Annotated in this window: 14 protein-coding genes; 8 read left to right on the top strand and 6 right to left on the bottom strand. The window is 74.7% G+C overall.

Features of this window, described 5'->3' with window-relative positions:
• Positions 1–76: 76 nt before the first annotated feature.
• From GA0070603_RS00240 to GA0070603_RS00225, 4 genes are all read right to left on the bottom strand, one after another.
• Positions 77–1,549, bottom strand: coding sequence for a glycosyltransferase family 39 protein (locus tag GA0070603_RS00240; RefSeq protein ID WP_091305452.1), 1,473 nt, complete (start codon positions 1,547–1,549; stop codon positions 77–79).
• A gap of 286 nt (positions 1,550–1,835) precedes the next feature.
• A complete protein-coding gene (locus GA0070603_RS00235; RefSeq protein WP_091305449.1) occupies positions 1,836–3,377 on the bottom strand; it encodes a long-chain-fatty-acid--CoA ligase in 1,542 nt (513 codons plus the stop codon).
• A gap of 97 nt (positions 3,378–3,474) precedes the next feature.
• On the bottom strand, positions 3,475–4,623 hold the full coding sequence (locus tag GA0070603_RS00230; protein ID WP_091305445.1) for an acyl-CoA dehydrogenase family protein: 1,149 nt from the start codon (positions 4,621–4,623) through the stop codon (positions 3,475–3,477).
• Between the two features lie 67 nt (positions 4,624–4,690).
• A complete protein-coding gene (locus tag GA0070603_RS00225; RefSeq protein WP_091305441.1) occupies positions 4,691–6,328 on the bottom strand; it encodes an ABC-F family ATP-binding cassette domain-containing protein in 1,638 nt (545 codons plus the stop codon).
• Positions 6,329–6,588: 260 nt separating this feature from the next.
• Between GA0070603_RS00225 and GA0070603_RS00220 the strand changes: the two genes are divergently transcribed.
• Together GA0070603_RS00220 and GA0070603_RS00215 are read left to right on the top strand one after the other, a co-directional pair.
• Positions 6,589–7,932, top strand: a complete 1,344-nt coding sequence (locus GA0070603_RS00220) for a glycoside hydrolase family 18 protein (RefSeq protein WP_091305439.1) — start codon at positions 6,589–6,591, stop codon at positions 7,930–7,932.
• A 289-nt stretch (positions 7,933–8,221) separates the two neighbouring features.
• A complete protein-coding gene (locus tag GA0070603_RS00215; RefSeq protein ID WP_208862758.1) occupies positions 8,222–10,375 on the top strand; it encodes a discoidin domain-containing protein in 2,154 nt (717 codons plus the stop codon).
• A 48-nt stretch (positions 10,376–10,423) separates the two neighbouring features.
• Here GA0070603_RS00215 and GA0070603_RS00210 read toward each other — a convergent pair whose 3' ends face one another.
• On the bottom strand, positions 10,424–10,975 hold the full coding sequence (locus GA0070603_RS00210) for a DUF5872 domain-containing protein (RefSeq protein WP_091305433.1): 552 nt from the start codon (positions 10,973–10,975) through the stop codon (positions 10,424–10,426).
• Between the two features lie 80 nt (positions 10,976–11,055).
• On the opposite strand from GA0070603_RS00210, the gene GA0070603_RS00205 reads away from it, so the two are divergent.
• Positions 11,056–11,850 (top strand): class I SAM-dependent methyltransferase, encoded by a 795-nt coding sequence (locus tag GA0070603_RS00205; RefSeq protein ID WP_244282321.1) that lies wholly within the window; start codon positions 11,056–11,058, stop codon positions 11,848–11,850.
• Between the two features lie 53 nt (positions 11,851–11,903).
• On the opposite strand, the gene GA0070603_RS00200 is transcribed toward GA0070603_RS00205, so the two are convergent.
• Positions 11,904–12,476, bottom strand: a complete 573-nt coding sequence (locus tag GA0070603_RS00200; RefSeq protein ID WP_091305429.1) for a CGNR zinc finger domain-containing protein — start codon at positions 12,474–12,476, stop codon at positions 11,904–11,906.
• A 155-nt stretch (positions 12,477–12,631) separates the two neighbouring features.
• Between GA0070603_RS00200 and GA0070603_RS00195 the strand changes: the two genes are divergently transcribed.
• The 5 genes from GA0070603_RS00195 (at position 12,632) to GA0070603_RS00175 (ending at position 16,077) form a co-directional block, all read left to right on the top strand.
• Entirely contained in the window at positions 12,632–13,633 is a 1,002-nt protein-coding gene (locus GA0070603_RS00195) for a LacI family DNA-binding transcriptional regulator (protein WP_091321301.1), read from the top strand.
• Positions 13,634–13,764: 131 nt separating this feature from the next.
• Positions 13,765–14,208: a YbaB/EbfC family nucleoid-associated protein gene (locus GA0070603_RS00190; RefSeq protein WP_244282319.1), complete on the top strand. Its 444-nt coding sequence runs from the start codon at positions 13,765–13,767 to the stop codon at positions 14,206–14,208.
• On the top strand, positions 14,205–14,531 hold the full coding sequence (locus tag GA0070603_RS00185) for a hypothetical protein (RefSeq protein WP_091305427.1): 327 nt from the start codon (positions 14,205–14,207) through the stop codon (positions 14,529–14,531). Before GA0070603_RS00190 ends, GA0070603_RS00185 begins: the two co-directional genes overlap by 4 nt.
• Positions 14,528–15,229 carry a WXG100 family type VII secretion target gene (locus tag GA0070603_RS00180; protein WP_091305424.1) on the top strand — a complete coding sequence of 234 codons (702 nt, stop codon included), beginning with the start codon at positions 14,528–14,530 and terminating at the stop codon, positions 15,227–15,229. Before GA0070603_RS00185 ends, GA0070603_RS00180 begins: the two co-directional genes overlap by 4 nt.
• Positions 15,230–15,240: 11 nt before the next feature.
• On the top strand, positions 15,241–16,077 hold the full coding sequence (locus GA0070603_RS00175; RefSeq protein ID WP_091305421.1) for a hypothetical protein: 837 nt from the start codon (positions 15,241–15,243) through the stop codon (positions 16,075–16,077).
• Positions 16,078–16,098 lie beyond the last annotated feature (21 nt).

Here is a 16,098-nt window from a genome sequence, read left to right as displayed (position 1 = left end):
CCCCATGGTGCTCTCGCCACGAACCCGACAGAGGCCGATCCTGCGCGGGCAGTGGGGTTCGGAAGGTACGGATCGGTTAGAGTGCGCCGCGCTCGTCCACCAGAAGGGCCACGGTGAACCCCGTCGGGTGCCAGACCTGCGCCACCCGGTATCCGGTCCTGAGCAGCCGCTCCGTCGCGCCGCCGACGGGCGGCACGGGATCCGTGCGGTCGCCGGGGCGGATCACCCACAGCCGCCGGACGCCCCACAGGCAACCGGCACAGCCGTGCCCCGGCGCCGCGGCGAGCAGGTCCGTCGGCCGCCGGTCGGCCGGCAGATAGCGGGCCACCAGGGTCCGCGCGTCCGCGTCGCCGTAGACCGCGCCGTCGCCGGGCAACCGACGGGCGCCGACGATCTCGGCGACCTCGCGGGTGGCCTGCCCGTGCCCGTCGGGCGCGCGGAGGGCCTCCTGGGCCGGCGCGCCGATCAGGGCCAGCGCCACCGGCGCCACCACCCACCAGCGGGCGCGCACCCGGGACAACGCGGCCGCGGCCAGCACCGCCCAGGCCGGCAGCGTGAAGAGCAGGCTCGACGGTGACCAGACCGGCGTCGCCTGCGCCACGAGCAGCAGGCCGAGCGGCGGCACCACGGCCCAGGCCGTGCAGACCGCCGCCGCGTGCCGCAGCGGGAGGCTGAACAGCGCCAGCCCCAGCAGCACCGCACCCAGCGCGGCGACGCCGAACAACTCCCCGGGGGTCGCGGCGAGGGCCGACAGGTCGGGGCGGGCCGCCGGCGCGATCTGGCCGCCGGCGCGTACCCCGGACCAGAGCAGCGCGGCGGCGGGGAGCGCGCCGAGGGCCGCGGCGGCCAGCCACCGGCCGGCCGCCCCGCGCCGGAAGGCGAGCACGACCCAGCCGTGCGCGACCAGCAGCAGGAGCGCCACGGCGTGGCACAGGCCCAGCAGGACCACGGCGGCGGCGTACGGGGCGAGGCGGCGCAGGCTCGGCCGGTCCATGGCGGGCAGCAGGAACCACGTGGCGAGCGCCGCGGCGAACAGTGCCAGCGCGTACGGCTGGGCCTCCTGGGCGTACCGGGTGACGCTCGGCAGCACCGCGAAGATCACTCCGGCCAGGACCCCCGCGCCCGGCGCGAACATCCGGGCGGCCAGCGCCCCGACGAGCGCCGCGGCCGCCGTCACGGCCAGCAGGGACGGTACGCGCAGGGCGAGGTCGGAGGCGCCGAACGCGGCCGCCCAGGCGCGCATGAGCAGGTGGTACGGCACGAGCGTGACGTCGCCGCCGGGCAGCCGGTCCGGCCAGGGGGAAGTGGCGGCCCGCCAGGTCGCCAGCTCCGCCAGGCGGAGGCCGGGCGTGCCGGCTCCCACGACGCCGAGCGCCCCGGCCAGCAGCGCCGGAAGCAGCCACGCGGCGAGCCGCCACCGGGAGGTGTCGGCCGGTGGACGGTTTGCGCGGGCTCGGGATCCGACCGCGCGGTCCTCGCCCCACGGGTCCTCGACCCGGATCTCCCCCGGCCCGATCCGGGGCAGGACCATGGTGTCCGCGTCCATCATCGTTGACTCACGCATTCCTGTGGGTGCCGGCGACCGAGGCCCAGCCGCCCGGGCGCGACGCCGAACAGGCGTGGGCGCGACGGGTCCGGCCGCTGGCGCGACCGGTTCCCGGATGTCCCGGGCGAGGACTGGATGACACCGTGGAGCCTAATGAGCCATGTTCGGCATAACGCCTATATGAGACAAAAGGCGCGAAAGGATGAATCCGGGCAGTAGCGCCGGCGAGCCCGTCCGGACGGGTCCGCGCAGCCACCGGTTCCGGGGCTGCGCGGACCCGCTCACCGGGTCAGTCGACAGGTGGCGCCAGCGTGCGGCGCAGTTCCCGCTTGAGCACCTTGTGGCTCGGCCCGATCGGCAGCGCGTCGACGTACCGGACCTGGCGCGGGTACTTGTGGCGGCCCAGGTGCTCGCGGCACCAGTCGATCAGCTCCTGCTCGCCGGGCAGGCCGGGGCCGGCCGGGTCGGGCACGACCACGGCGCAGACCTCCTCGCCGTGCCGGGGATCGGGCACGCCGATCACCGCCACCTGGCCGACCGCCGGGTGCCGGGCCAGGACCTCCTCGACCTCGCGCGGGTAGACGTTGAAGCCACCCCGAATGATCATGTCCTTCTTGCGGTCCACGATGGTGATGAAGCCGTCGGCGTCCTTGCGCCCCAGGTCCCCGCTGCGGAACCAACCGTCGACGAGCGCCTCGGCGGTCGCCTCCGGCCGTCCCAGGTAGCCGGCGAAGACGTTGTGGCCGCGGATGACGATCTCGCCGAGGTCGCCGGTGGGCAGCAGCTCGATCCGGTCGTCCAGGTCGGCGCGGGCGATCTCCACCTCCACGCCCCAGACCGGGTGCCCGATAGTCCCGGGCCGGGTGCCGAAGTGCGGCTGGTTGGTCGTCGCCGTGGGGGAGGTCTCGGAGAGCCCGTAGCCCTCGAAGATCGTGGTGTCGAAGGCGGCGTGGAACCGTTCCAGCACGGCGACCGGCAGCGACGCGCCGCCGGAGACGCAGAGGCGCAGCCGGGGCAGGGTGTCGCGGTCCCGGGCCGCGTCGAGCAGCGCCACGTACATGGTCGGCACGCCGTGGAAGACGTTCACCCCCTCGCTCAGCATGAGGTCGATGGCGGCCGGCCCGGTGAAGCGGCTCAGCAGCACCAGGGTCCCGCCGACGCGGAAGGTGCCGTTCATGGCCACGGTCTGGCCGAAGCTGTGGAACAGCGGCAGGCAGCCGAGCACCACGTCGGTGGACCGCGCGTCGTTGGCGTCGAAGACGTTGACGGTGGCGTTCATGACCAGGTTGAGGTGGGTGAGCAGGGCGCCCTTGGGCACGCCTGTGGTGCCGCTGGTGTAGAGCACGACCGCGGTGTCCTCCGCCTGCCGGGTGACGTACGACGGCAGCGCCGGCAGCGGCCCGCTCACCTCCTCCAGCCGGGGCGCACCGGCGCCGGCCGGCCCGACGGTGACCAGCGGGACGCCCGCGGCCTCGGCGGCGGCGGCGCCCAGGGCGAGCTGCGAGCCGTGGCAGACCAGGAGCTTCGCGCCGCTGTCGCGGAGCACGTGCACCGCCTCGTCGACGGTCAGCAGCAGGTGCACGGGCACCAGCACCGCGCCGGCGGCGAGGCCGCCGTAGTAGACCCGGGGGAAGTCGACCACGTTGGGGGCCAGCAGGGCCACCGGGTCGCCCGGGGCGACGCCCAGCTCCCGCAACCCGGCGGCGTAACCCCGGGCCTGCCGCCACAGCTCGGCGTACGTGACCCGGGTGTCGCCGTCGACCACGGCCACCGTGTCGGGGTGCCGCCGGGCGGCCTCGGCCAGCACCATGGCCAGCGACAGCGCGGTCATCGGGCCGCGCTCCGGAGCGGGCGGCCGTCCGGCTCCTCGATACGCGCGAAGCTCCTCATGTCAGATGCCCTCCCGGGTCGGTGGGTTCGTCCTGTGCTCAGAAGGCGTTGACGCCGGTGAGCGCGCGTCCGATGAGCAGTTGCTGGATCTGGCTGGTGCCCTCGTAGAGGGTCATCACGCGGGCGTCGCGCAGGTACCTGCCGACCGGGAACTCGTCGATGTAGCCGTACCCGCCGAAGACCTGGACGGCGCTGTCGGCCGCGCGGACGGCGGCCTCGCTGGCGAAGAGCTTGGCCATCGACGACTCGGTGGCGAACGGCTCGCCGCGGTCGACGAGGTCGGCCACCCGCCACACCAGCAGGCGGGCGGCGGCGGTGTCGACGGCGATGCCGGCGATCAGCTGCTGCACGAGTTGGTGCCCGGCGATGGGCTTGCCGAACTGGACGCGCTGCCCGGCGTAGCCGACCGCGGCGTCCAGGCAGCCCTGCGCGATGCCGACGCAGCCGGCGGCCACCGACATGCGGCCCTTGGCCAGGGTGGCCAGGGCCAGCCGGAAGCCGCCGCCCTCCGGGCCGAGGCGCGCCGAGTCGGGCACCCGGACGGCGTCGAACCGGAGTTCCCCGGTGGCCTGCCCGCGCAGGCCGAGCTTGCCGTGGATCTCCCGCCGGGTCAGCCCGGCGGCCCCGGTGGGCACCAGGAACGCCGTGATGCCCCGGTGCCCCGGGCCGCCGGTGCGAGCGAAGACCAGGGCCACGTCGGCGGTGGTGCCGTTGGTGATGAACGTCTTCGTGCCGGTGATCAGCCAGTCGCCGCCGTCGCGTTCCGCCCGGGTGCGCAGCGCGGCCGCGTCCGAGCCGCTGTCCGCTTCGGTGAGGGCGAAGCAGCCCAGCGCGGCGCCGGAGCAGAGCCGGGGCAGCCACTCCTGCTTCTGCGCGGCTGTGCCGTGGCCGGCGACGGACTTCGCGACCAGCCCGAGCGACACCGAGACGATGCCCCGGACGGCGGAGTCGCCCCGGCCCAGCTCCTCCAGGACCAGGCAGTAGGTGAGGTGGTCGCCGCCGGACCCGCCGTCCTCCTCGGGGACGGTGAGCCCGAGGAACCCGAGCCGCCCGAGCTTCCCGACGATGTCGGGGTCGACCGCCTCCCGCCGGTCCCAGGCCGTCGCGTGCGGCGCCACCTCCCGGTCGACGAACTCGGCGGCGAGCCGCCGGGCCGCCGCCTGCTCGGCGGAGAGCTGAAGGTCCATGCGGCATAAACTAGCGGTGCAAGTTTAAGTCCGTCCAGACCCCGTCTCCGCCGAGCCGCGACGAGACTCAGACCGGGTCGGGCGCGGGCACCTCGCGGAGCCGGCCGCCGTCGAGGCGGAGCCACCGCCGCACGCCGATCTCGGCGAGGAACCGCTCGTCGTGGCTCACCACCACGAACGCTCCCCGGTACGCGCCCAGGGCGTTCTCCAGTTGGCCCGCGCTGACCAGGTCGAGGTTGTTCGTCGGCTCGTCCAGCAGCAGCAGGTGGGGAGCCGGCTGGGCGTACAGGACACAGGCGAGGGTGGCCCGCAGCCGTTCCCCGCCGGACAGCACGCCGACCGGCAGGTGGGCGCGCGGGCCGCGGAAGAGGAACCGCGCGAGGAGGTTCATCCGCTCCGCCGGTGGCCGGTCCGGGGCGTACGCGGCGAAGTTCTCCGCCACCGTCCGGTCCGGGTCGAGCAGGTCCAGCCGCTGCGACAGGTACGCGACCCGGCCGTCGCCCCGGCGCACCTCCCCGCCCTCGGGGTCGAGGTCCCCGCGCAGCAGCCGGAGCAGGGTGGACTTGCCGGCGCCGTTGGGGCCGGTCAGGGCGATCCGCTCCGGTCCCCGGATGGTGACGTCCACGCCCGCCCCAGCGAAGACGGGCCGGCCGTCGTGGTGGACCTGCATCCGCTCCCCCGCCACGACCGTCCGTCCGGCGGGGACTGTGGTGTCCGGCAGGTCCAGGGTCAGCGTCTGGTCCTCGCGCAGCGCTCTGCTGGCCTCGTCGAGGCGGGACTGGGCCTCACTCACCCGGTTGGCGTGCAACTGCCGGGACCGCCCGGCGGACTCCTGGGCGCTGCGCTTGAGTCCCCCGGCGACGATCCGGGCCAGGCCGGCGCTGTCGAGGTTGCGGGCGGCGTTGCCGGCCCGCCGCTCGGCCCGCTCCCGGGCCTGCTGCATCTCGCGCTTCTCCCGCTTCACCTCCTGCTCGGCGCCACGCACGGTGCGCTCGGCCGCCTCCCGGGCCGCCCGGGATGCCTCCTCGTACGCGGTGAAGTTGCCGCCGAACAGTCGCACCTCCCCGCGGTCGAGTTCGGCGATGCGGTCCATCCGGTCCAGCAGGGCCCGGTCGTGGCTGACCAGCAGCAGGCAGCCGGACCACTCCTGGAGCACCCCGTACAGGCGGTGCCGCGCGTCGAGGTCCAGGTTGTTCGTCGGCTCGTCGAGCAGCAGCACGTCGGGGCGGCGGAGCAGTTGCGCGGCGAGGCCGAGGGAGACCACCTGCCCACCGCTGAGCGTGGCCAGCCGTCGGTCGAGCGGGACGTCCCCCAGGCCCAGCCGGTCGAGTTCGGCGCGGCTGCGCTCCTCCACGTCCCAGTCGTCGCCGACCGTGGTGAAGTGCTCCTCGCGGGCGTCGCCGGCCTCGATGGCGTGCAGCGCCCGAAGCACCGCGTCGACACCCAGCACCTGGGCCACGGTCAGGTCGCCCGCGAGGGGCAGGTTCTGCGGCAGGTAGCCGAGCAGGCCGTCCACCGTGACGGCGCCGCCGGTGGGGGTGAGGTCGCCGGCGATCAGCCGCAGCAGGGTGGTCTTGCCGGCGCCGTTGGGCGCGACCAGGCCGGTGCGACCGGGCGGCACGGTGAAGGACAGGTCCTGGAACACGGGGGTGTCGTCGGGCCAGGAGAAGGAGAGGTTGGTGCAGACGACGCAGGCGTCGGACATCGGAGAGACCTCACGGTGGAGCCGGGCAGGGCACGGCCGCCCGGATGACGGGACAGGGATGCGACGAGGGGCCGGGAATCACCCGGAGATGTCGTCGTCGCCCGTCATGTCGGTCTCCTTCGAGTCAAGCGCACCGTCTCCCGACGCGCGCACCTGCCAGCCTAGCAACTCCACGCGGCGCTCTTGACCGCGAATCACGACCGGCTTAGCTTCATCGATCAGAAAGGTCTCTTTACTAATCCGGCCCCCTGGGAGTGCCGATGCGACCGTTCCGCCACCGCCGCCTCACCGCCCTCGCCGCCCTGTCGACCATGCTGGTCGCGGCCGCCCCACCGACCGCCGCGGGCGCCGCGGAGGGCTCGCCCCGCCGGGACGGGTACCACCGGGTCGGCTACTTCACCCAGTGGGGCATCTACGGCCGGGCCTTCCCGGTGAAGAAGCTCGACACCTCCGGGGCGGCGGACCGCCTCACCCACGTCAACTACGCCTTCGGCAACGTCAGTGAGGACGGACGGTGCTACGTGGACGGCGGGCCCGGCGAGGGGGACGCCTGGGCCGACTACCAGCGCCCCGTCCCGGCGGAGGAGAGCGTCGACGGCGTGGCCGACGCCTGGGGCGAGCCGCTCAACGGCAACTTCGGCCAGCTGGCCAAGCTCAAGGAGCGCCACCCCGACCTGAAGGTGATGATCTCGCTGGGCGGCTGGAGCTGGTCGACGTACTTCTCCAACGCCGCGCGCACCGACGCGTCCCGCCGGGCGTTCGTCGCGTCCTGCATCGACCTCTACCTCAAGGGAAACCTCCCGGTCCTCGACGGCGGCAGCGGCGGCCCGGGCGCCGCCGCGGGCGTCTTCGACGGCGTCGACCTGGACTGGGAGTGGCCGAACTGGCCGGGCGAGCCGGGCAACGTGGTCCGCGCCGAGGACCGGGAGAACTTCACCAAGCTGCTCGCCGAGTTCCGCCGGCAGCTCGACGCGTACGGCCGGCAGACCCGGAAGCACTACGCGCTGACCGCGTTCCTGCCGGCCAACCCGGCGGCCATGGACGCCGGGTACGAGGGCCGGAAGATCTTCCGGTACCTGGACTTCGCCACGGTGCAGGGGTACGACTTCCACGGCTCCTGGGACCAGGTGACCGACCAGCAGTCCGCGCTGCGCGTGCCGACCGGCGCGCCGGACAACCCGGACTTCTCCGCCGAGGTGGCGATCGACGGGTGGCTCGCCCGGGGCGCGCCGCGCGGGAAGCTGGTGCTGGGCATCCCGTACTACGGGCGCGGCTGGACCGGCGTCACCGGGGGCGGCGACGGGCTGTTCAAGCCCGCGACCGGTCCCGCGCCGGCCACCTTCGAGGCCGGCTATGAGGACTACAAGCAGCTCAAGACCCTGCCCGGCAAGGGCTTCACCGTCCACCGCGACCTGCGAGCCGGGCACGCCTGGCTGTTCGACGGCACGACCTTCTGGACGTACGACGATCCGGCGGTCGTGTTCCAGAAGACGCTGTACATCCGGCGTGCCGGCCTGGCCGGGGCGATGGTCTGGTCGCTGGACGGCGACGACGACAACGCCACGCTGACCCGGACGATCAGCGCGGGCCTCGCGACGCGCTAGCGCCCGTCACCACCTCCGCCGCCGGCCGACCCTGGCCGGCGGCGGTCGTTCGTGGGCGGGTACCGGGTAGCTGACGAGCCGGTCGATCGGTTCCGGAACCGTTCGATTCTATTGACACCACCCGATGACCGGGCTGACCCTGTCTGCCAGAGAGCGCTTTCTCAGCCGGTCGTCGCCGACCGGTGTCCGCCGTCCGGCCCGGCCGCCGCCCCCCACCACCACCCGGCGGCCGGGCACACCTGGCCCACGCCGGCCCGTGTCACGGCCGCCGCTCCCTCCTGGAGACGTCATGAACCCCCGTCCCGTCCCGGCCCACCCTGCCCCTCCTCCGCCCATCCGGTGGCGGCCCGCCGCCGTTCTCGCCCTGGTGGCGGCCCTCGTCGCGACCCTCGTCACCGCCGTCACCGGCGCCGCCAGCGCCGCCGACCCGCTGCTCTCCCAGGGCCGGCCGGTCACCGCGTCGTCCGTCCAGAGCGCGGCCTTCCCCGCGTCGGCCGCCGTCGACGGCGACGCCGGAACCCGCTGGTCCAGCGCCGCCGCGGATCCCCAGTGGATCCGGGTCGACCTGGGCGCCACCGCGACCGTCAGCCAGGTCGTGCTCCAGTGGGAGGCCGCGTACGCCACGGCGTACCAGGTGCAGGTCTCCGCCGACGGCGCGGCCTGGTCGACCGTCTACGGCACGACAAGCGGCGACGGCGGCGTGGACACGCTCACCGTGGCGGGATCCGGCCGCTACGTGCGCGTGTACACCACCGCCCGGGGCACCGCCTACGGCGTGTCGTTGTGGGAGTTCCGGGTGTACGGCACGACCGCCGCCGGCGGCTGCGACACCACCGGCAACGCCGCCCTCAACCGCCCGGCCACCGCCTCGTCGACCGAGAACGCCGGCACCCCCGCCTCCGCGGCGGTCGACGGCAACCCCGGCACCCGCTGGTCCAGCGCCGCGTCCGACCCGCAGTGGATCCGCGTGGACCTCGGCGCCTCCCGCACGATCTGCCGCGTCGACCTCACCTGGGAGGCGGCGTACGCGACGGCGTACCAGATCCAGGTCTCCGCCGACGGCGTCGCCTGGACGACGGTCTACGGCACGACCACCGCGACCGGCGGCAACCAGCAGCTCACCGTCTCCGGCTCGGGCCGGTACGTCCGGGTGCTCGGCACCACGCGGGCCACGGTGTGGGGCTACTCGCTCTGGGAGTTCGCGGTACGCACCTCGGGCGGCCCGCCGCCGTCCAGCCCGCCACCGTCCAGCCCGCCGCCGGGCGGGGACGTGCTGCTGTCGTACAACAAGCCGGCGGTCGCCTCGTCCCACCAGGACGACGGCGCCTGCTGGCAGTGCCTCCCGGCGCGGGCGTTCGACCTGGACCCGGCGTCCCGCTGGGCGACCAGCGCCACCACCGGCTGGGTCGACCCCGGATGGATCTACGTCGACCTCGGCGCCACCGCGACCATCCACCGGGTGGTCCTCCAGTGGGACCCGGCGTACGCCACCGCCTACCAGATCCAGACCTCGACGGACGCGGCCACCTGGACCACCATCTACAGCACCACCACGAGCGCCGGCTTCAAACAGACCCTCGACGTCACCGGCACCGGTCGCTACGTCCGGATGTACGGCACCGCCCGCAGCAGCGGTTACGGCTACTCGCTCTGGGAGTTCCAGGTGTACGGCACGGGCGGCGCGCCGACCGCTCCCCCGCCCATGCCGCCGGACCCGACCTTCCCGGCCACCCGGCTCGTCTTCGCCGACGAGTTCGACGGCCCGGCGGGCAGCCGGCCCGACCCCGCGAAGTGGACCGTCGACCCGGGCACCGGGCAGAACAACGAGTTGCAGTACTACACGGACAACGGCAACGCCGCCATGAACGGCGCCGGGCAGCTGGTCATGGAGGCCCGTCGGGAGTCCGCCGGCGGGCGGGCGTACACCTCGCACCGGATGAACACCGGCAACCGGTTCCACGTCCAGTACGGCCGGGTGGAGGCCCGGGTCAAGGTGCCGAAGGGCAACGGGTTCTGGCCGGCGTTCTGGATGATGGGCGCCGACTTCCTGACCGGGCGCCCGTGGCCGTACAACGGTGAGATCGACATCATGGAGATCCTCGGCCGGGACACCTACCGCAGCTACACGACGCTGCACGCGCCCGCGTACAACGGCGGTGGGGGCTACGGTCAGGAGCGGGTGTGGACCGTCGACCTGTCGGCCGACTTCCACGTCTACGCCGTGGAGTGGGACAGCCGGGGCATGCGCTTCTTCGTCGACAGCACCGAGGTCTTCTACGCCAGCAAGGCCACTGTCGAGGCGACCCGCGGCCCGTGGGTCTACGACCACCCGTTCTATCTGATCCTCAACCTCGCGGTCGGTGGGGACTGGCCCGGCGCGCCCGACGCGTCGACGCCGTTCCCGGCCCGGATGCTTGTCGACCACGTCCGCGTCTACCAGTGACCGGCGGTGTGCCGGGCGGGTGGTGTCCCGCCCGGCACGCCACCTCGGTCAGCGTCGCGCCAGCTCCGCCTCCATCCGCTGCAGGAGCGTCTTGCGGGCCTTGCCGTCGCGCTCGCGCCGCAGCGCCGAGCGGAGCTGGCGGGTGTCCAGGCCGCGGACCAGCTTGACCGCCTCCGTGACCGGCAGGTCCGACAACGGGCCGGCGGCGGAGGCCTCGCGGCGGGCACGCTTCGCGGACCCCGTGTTGGAGACGAACTGCCGCCCCGACCGGGACGCCTGCCGCTTCTTCGTGTCGGTGTCGCGGCGCTGCTCCTCCGACAGCTGCTGCCATGCCCGTTTCGGCAGGTATCGGGCGGTCTCGCCGTCGCGGCGCGCCCGGGTGGAGCCGGACCGGGTCTGCCAGTCCTCGGCGCCCCACCGCTGGAGCGACCGCTGCCGCTGGTCCCGGGGTCCCTCGAAGCCCCCGCCGCGCTTCTTGTACTCGTTCGTGAGCAGCTGGGACTTCCGCGCCGACCACTGCCCCGGCCGGCCGCCCTTGTCGGACGCCTGGATCTCCGCCTTGAGCTGCTCCCGGAGCTCCGGCTTCGTGTACCTGGCCATGCGGGGGCGTTCCCGGATCGGCAGGCCACATGCGTCCGGCCGGCCGTGTGGGCGCGGGCCCGCGGCCGTATCCTGCCGGAGTGGCGAAGCCGGTCTGGGCCGATGGCGCGGCCTACGAGGCGTACGTGGGCCGGTGGAGCCGGCTTGTCGCGCGTGACTTCCTGCGCCGGCTGGCGGTCCCGCCCGGCCTGCGCTGGCTCGACGTGGGCTGCGGCACCGGCGCGCTGACCGCCGCCGTGCTGGCCGGGGCGGATCCCGCGCACGTCACCGGCGTCGATCCCGCGGCGGGCTTCCTGGCCCACGCCCGCGACCGGGTCGACGACCCGCGGGCCGCCTTCACGGTCGGTGACGCCCGCGCGCTGCCGGTGGGCGACGCCCGGGTGGACGTCGTGGTGAGCGGGCTGGCGCTCAACTTCGTGCCCGACCCGGCGCGGGCGGTGGCCGAGTTCGCCCGGGTCCTCCGGCCCGGTGGGGTGGCGGCCGCGTACGTCTGGGACTACGCCGAGGGCATGGCCATGATGCGCCACTTCTGGGCGGCGGCCGAGGCGCTCGACCCGGCGGTGGCGGAGCTGTCCGAGGGGCGCCGGTTCCCGCTGTGCCGCCCGGAGGCGCTGCGTGCCGTGTGGACGGATGCCGGATTCATCGCGGTGGCCGTCGAGCCCGTGGTGGTGCCCACGGTGTTCGCCGACGTCGACGCCTACTGGGAGCCCTTCCTCGGTGGCCAGGGCGCGGCGCCGGCGTACGTGGCGTCGCTGGCCGAGCGGGACCGGGCGGCGCTGCGCGACCTGCTCGTCAGCCGCCTGCCGGTCGGGGCGGACGGGTCCGTCCGGCTCACCGCCCGGGCCTGGGCGGTACGGGGCACCGCCCCGTCCTGACCGTGCCCCGCCGGGCGCGGGGACCCGGCCGGGCCGGGCGACCGGCTGCCGGGTCAGGAGTCCGGCGCCCGGGACCGGCGGTCGCGCCGGACGGCGTAGGCCCGGCGCATCTTCACGTAGTTGCCGCAGCCGGCCATGGAACACCAGCGGCGGGCCTGGTTGCGCGAGGCGTCGTAGTAGGCCCAGCGGCAGGTGTCCCGGTCGCACACCTTGAGGCGGGTCCACACCTGGTCCTGCGCGCACTGCCGGATCGCGTCGACCAGGGCGGCCAGCGCCGCGTCGAGGGGGCCGGGCCGGGCGGGCACCAGGCGCGGCCCGCCGTCCGCGAACGTCATCCGCACGGGCGCCGCGGCCAGGGCCTCGTCCAGGCGTCGCAGCGCGCCGGGGTCGGCGGGATGGCCGGCGTGGCCGAGCAGCACCGCGCGCAGGCCCTCCCGGACCGTGCGGGCCGCGGCGAGGTCCGCCGGGCCGAGCCGGGCGCCGGCGGGGACCACCGCGCGCTCGACGAGCCAGTCCCGCAGCGCGTCCGGCGTGGCCAGCGACTCCTCGTCGACCTGCGGCTCGTAGGTGTTGACGAAGTCGCGCACGAGTCGCACGGCGGCCGGCACCGGTCGCTCGTCGCCCATCGTCGTCCTCCTCGCGTCCACACCAGCGTAATCCCTTGACCGGTGTAGCCACCTCTGGGATCGTCCGGTGGGTACACCAGCGAAGCCGGTTGGCCGGTGTGAACGGGGACCGCCCGGTCCCGTCGCCGGCCGGCGGCCCGGCGGGAGGACGGATCGTGGCCACCACGCTCAGGGACGTGGCGCGGCACGCCCGCGTGTCCGTGAAGACCGTCTCGAACGTCGTCAACGACCACCCGCACGTCAGCGACGACGTGCGCCGCCGGGTACGGGAGGCCGTCCGGGCGCTCGGCTACCGGCCCAACCTCGCGGCCCGCACCCTGCGCACCGGCCGCACCGGCCTGCTCGCGCTTGTCGTGGCCGACGTCGAGGCGCCCGGCCTGCAGGGGCTGGCGCGTGAGGTCGTGCGCGCGGCGACGAGCCAGGGCTTCCGGGTCGTCGTCGAGCCGCACGTACCCGACCCCGGACCGGCCGCGCCGCCCGCCGGCCCGCCGGGCGTCGACGCCGTCCTCGTCGCCACCGACGTGGCGCCCGCTGGCCTGGTCGACGCCCGGTTCGGCACCGGCATTCCCCTGGTCCTGCTCGGCGAGGGCGGTGACCCGCGCGGCGACCGGGTCGCGCTCGACGGCGCGCAGGCCGCGGCGGACGCCACCGAGCACCTGCTCCGGACCGGACGGCGGCGGATCGCCGCCATCGGCGCCCGGCCCGGTGAGGCGACCGGACCGGCGCAGCCGCGCACCCTCGGCTACCGGCGGGCGGTGCGCCGCGCCGGCCTCGACCTGCCCGCCGGCTACCTGCGCACCACAGCCCAGCACCGGTACGAGGACGGCTACCGGGCCGCCCTCCGGCTGTTCGCCCACGAGCACCGCCCGGACGCCGTCTTCTGCTACTCCGACCGGCTCGCCATCGGCGCCCTGCGGGCCGCCGCCGACGCCGGGCTGCGGGTGCCCGCGGACGTGGCGGTGATCGGGATCGGGGACAGCGCGGAGGGCCGCTACTCGCAACCGACGCTGACCTCGGTGTCGGCCGACCCGGCGTTCCTCGCCCGGACGGCGGTCGCCCTGGCCGTCGCCCGGCTCGACCGCCCGGACGCCCCGCCCGCCCGGATCGCCGCGCCGCACGCGATCCTGCCCCGGGAGAGCACCGGCCCGGCCGGCTGACGGTCGACGGTCCACACCGGAGTGACGGCGCCTCCCGAACGTGACGGTGTGTTCTACAATCGACGCCGCCCTGCGGGGGCTGCCCGTCGGCAGTCGTCACGGGATCCGGGCCTACTCGGGGGAGGCGCATGGTGAGCGGGGCTCTGGGCGGGGGCGTGCTGGATCCGGACGGCGCCATGGACCAGATGCGGGCCTGGAAGGGCCGCATCGACAAGCTCGCCGCCGACACGAAGGCGATGAGCGACCGCCTCCAGGAGCTGCGGGTCACGGCCGAGGACGACAACGGCCTGGCCGAGGTCACCGTCGACTCGGCCGGCGCGCTGCTGGACCTGCGCCTGGGCCGCCAGATCCAGCGGGTCTCCCCCGAGGTGGTGGCCGAGGCGGTCATGGCGGCGATCCGGCGGGCGAAGGGGCAGCTCGCCGAGCGGTCGCAGGAGATCATCGCGGAGACCGTCGGCACCGACTCGTCGGCCGCGCGGGCGATCGCCGAGCGGGTGGGCCGGCAGCTGCGCCCCGAGCCGGAGTCCGGCTGGGGCGAGCCCGGCCCGTACGACGGCCACGGCTGGCGGCGATGAGCGGCCCGGCCGGCTGGGTGGCCGACACCGAGCAGATCCGGGCCCACGCCGCGTACATCGAGGCGCTGCGCGCCCGGTTCGAGGCGGTCCGCGGCGCGAGCGCGCACATCGCCCGGGACGACCGGGCGTACGGGCTGCTGTGCGGGTGGATCTCGGGGATCCTGGAGGACCGGCACACCCGCCAGGACGAGCTTGTCGCGTACGTCGACGAGAACCTCCGGCTCGTCGCCGACGGGCTGCGCCGCACCGCCGACAACTACGACGGCGTGGACGGTGACGCGGCGAGTTCGATGAGCGCGATCGGCCGGCGGTTGCGGGCATGACCGACGAGTCGCTGGTCGCGGGCGTCCGGTCCACCCGGGAGGTGTGGACGGGGTCGTCGCTTGCCGACGGCGTCGAGGGCCTGGTCGACGCGATCCGCAGCGAGGGCTGGGTCGACGACCTGCTCGCCGGGGCGGCCTTCGGGCTGGACGTCGCCGCCACGGTGCTGGACCCGTTCAGCGCGTTGCTGGCCAACGGCCTCGGCTGGGCGATGGAGTACTTCGAGCCGCTGCGGGAGATGCTCGACTGGCTGACCGGCATGCCCGACGTGGTCGCCTCGCACGCGGCGACCTGGGACAACATGGCCGGGCACCTCCAGCGGATGGCGGCCGACCTCCAGGCGCACCTGGCCGGCGACGTGCCGGACTGGCGGGGGCACGCCGCCGAGGCGTACCAGTCGCTGATGAAGAACAACGTGGACGCGATCGCCGGCCTGGGCGGCGCGTCCGCGGCCATGGCGGCCGCCACGCAGGCCGCCGGGAACCTCGTCTCGTTCACCCGCGACATCGTCCGTGACCTCATCGCGGACCTCGTGGCGCGCGTCATCGTCTGGGCGGTCGAGGCGATCTTCGTGGTCACCATCCCGGTGATCGCCGCGCAGATCACCGCCGCCGTGCTGAAGTGGGCGGGCCGGATCCTGAGCTACACCACGGCGCTCGTCACCAGCCTCACCAACCTGTCCAAGCTCGTCAACGGCTGACCGGGGGGATCGTGGCGAAGCCCAGGGGACCGCACGGCGGCACCGGTGACGGCGGCGACGGCGGGCACGTCGGCGACGGCGGGGAGGTCGGCGACGGCGGCGTGCCCCGGCAGCGGGGTGGCGGACAACACGGCCGGCCCACCACGGTCGCCGAGACCCACCGGGCCGTCACGGAGGCGGCGGAGAGCGGCCGGCCCGGCGGCCCGAGGTCGACCGACGGCAGGCCCGGCGGGTCCGAGGGGGACGCCGACGCGCAGCGCCCGCAGAACGACCCGGAGCTGGACAAGCACGACCCGAAGAGCCTGGAGGAGATCGCCAAGGCCCGCAAGCAGATCGCCGGCCAGCTCCAGGAGATGGTCGACGACGCGTGGGACCACGTCGATCAGAACCGGGACTCGATCCTCCAGCAGGAGGGCTACCAGCGGCAGCGGGAGAAGCTCATCGAGAAGGGCTACCCCGAGGACGTGGCGGACCTGATCGTGGAGCGGACGGCGATGGGCACCGAGGCCCACCGTGGGCTGGCCAACGCGATCGACAGCGAGGCGACCACCATGCTGGACCCGGAGACGGGTTTCCGGCTGCGCACCGAGGTCGGCTACGACGCCCAGGGGGTCGAGACGCCGAAGGTGAAGGACCAGGACTTCCGGCCGGACGTCATCCTCGAGCGGCAGCACAGGGACCCGGTGACCGAGGAGACCGACTGGGAGGTCGCGCACGCGTACGACCTCAAGACCGGCCTGAAGACCGGCATCGAGCCGAGCTGGGCCAACAAGGTGCAGCGGGTGCTGGGCCTGCCCGAGCCGCCGGAGGAGCTACGGCCGACGCAACGTCCGCTGAGCGTAGACTGACCCGGCCCGGCCACCGACCCG

The organism is Micromonospora chersina (genome assembly GCF_900091475.1).
GTDB classification, from domain to species: domain Bacteria; phylum Actinomycetota; class Actinomycetes; order Mycobacteriales; family Micromonosporaceae; genus Micromonospora; species Micromonospora chersina.
This window is presented reverse-complemented; position numbering and strand designations above follow the sequence as displayed.

Coding starts and splice junctions, on each gene's coding strand:
- GA0070603_RS00230 (WP_091305445.1), bottom strand. CDS start 4,623: ATGGACCTTCAGCTCTCCGCCGAGCAGGCGGCGGCCCGGCGGCTCGCC.
- GA0070603_RS00210 (WP_091305433.1), bottom strand. CDS start 10,975: ATGGCCAGGTACACGAAGCCGGAGCTCCGGGAGCAGCTCAAGGCGGAG.
- GA0070603_RS00185 (WP_091305427.1), top strand. CDS start 14,205: ATGAGCGGCCCGGCCGGCTGGGTGGCCGACACCGAGCAGATCCGGGCC.
- GA0070603_RS00220 (WP_091305439.1), top strand. CDS start 6,589: ATGCGACCGTTCCGCCACCGCCGCCTCACCGCCCTCGCCGCCCTGTCG.
- GA0070603_RS00235 (WP_091305449.1), bottom strand. CDS start 3,377: ATGACCGCGCTGTCGCTGGCCATGGTGCTGGCCGAGGCCGCCCGGCGG.
- GA0070603_RS00180 (WP_091305424.1), top strand. CDS start 14,528: ATGACCGACGAGTCGCTGGTCGCGGGCGTCCGGTCCACCCGGGAGGTG.
- GA0070603_RS00215 (WP_208862758.1), top strand. CDS start 8,222: ATGAACCCCCGTCCCGTCCCGGCCCACCCTGCCCCTCCTCCGCCCATC.
- GA0070603_RS00240 (WP_091305452.1), bottom strand. CDS start 1,549: ATGATGGACGCGGACACCATGGTCCTGCCCCGGATCGGGCCGGGGGAG.
- GA0070603_RS00200 (WP_091305429.1), bottom strand. CDS start 12,476: ATGGGCGACGAGCGACCGGTGCCGGCCGCCGTGCGACTCGTGCGCGAC.
- GA0070603_RS00225 (WP_091305441.1), bottom strand. CDS start 6,328: ATGTCCGACGCCTGCGTCGTCTGCACCAACCTCTCCTTCTCCTGGCCC.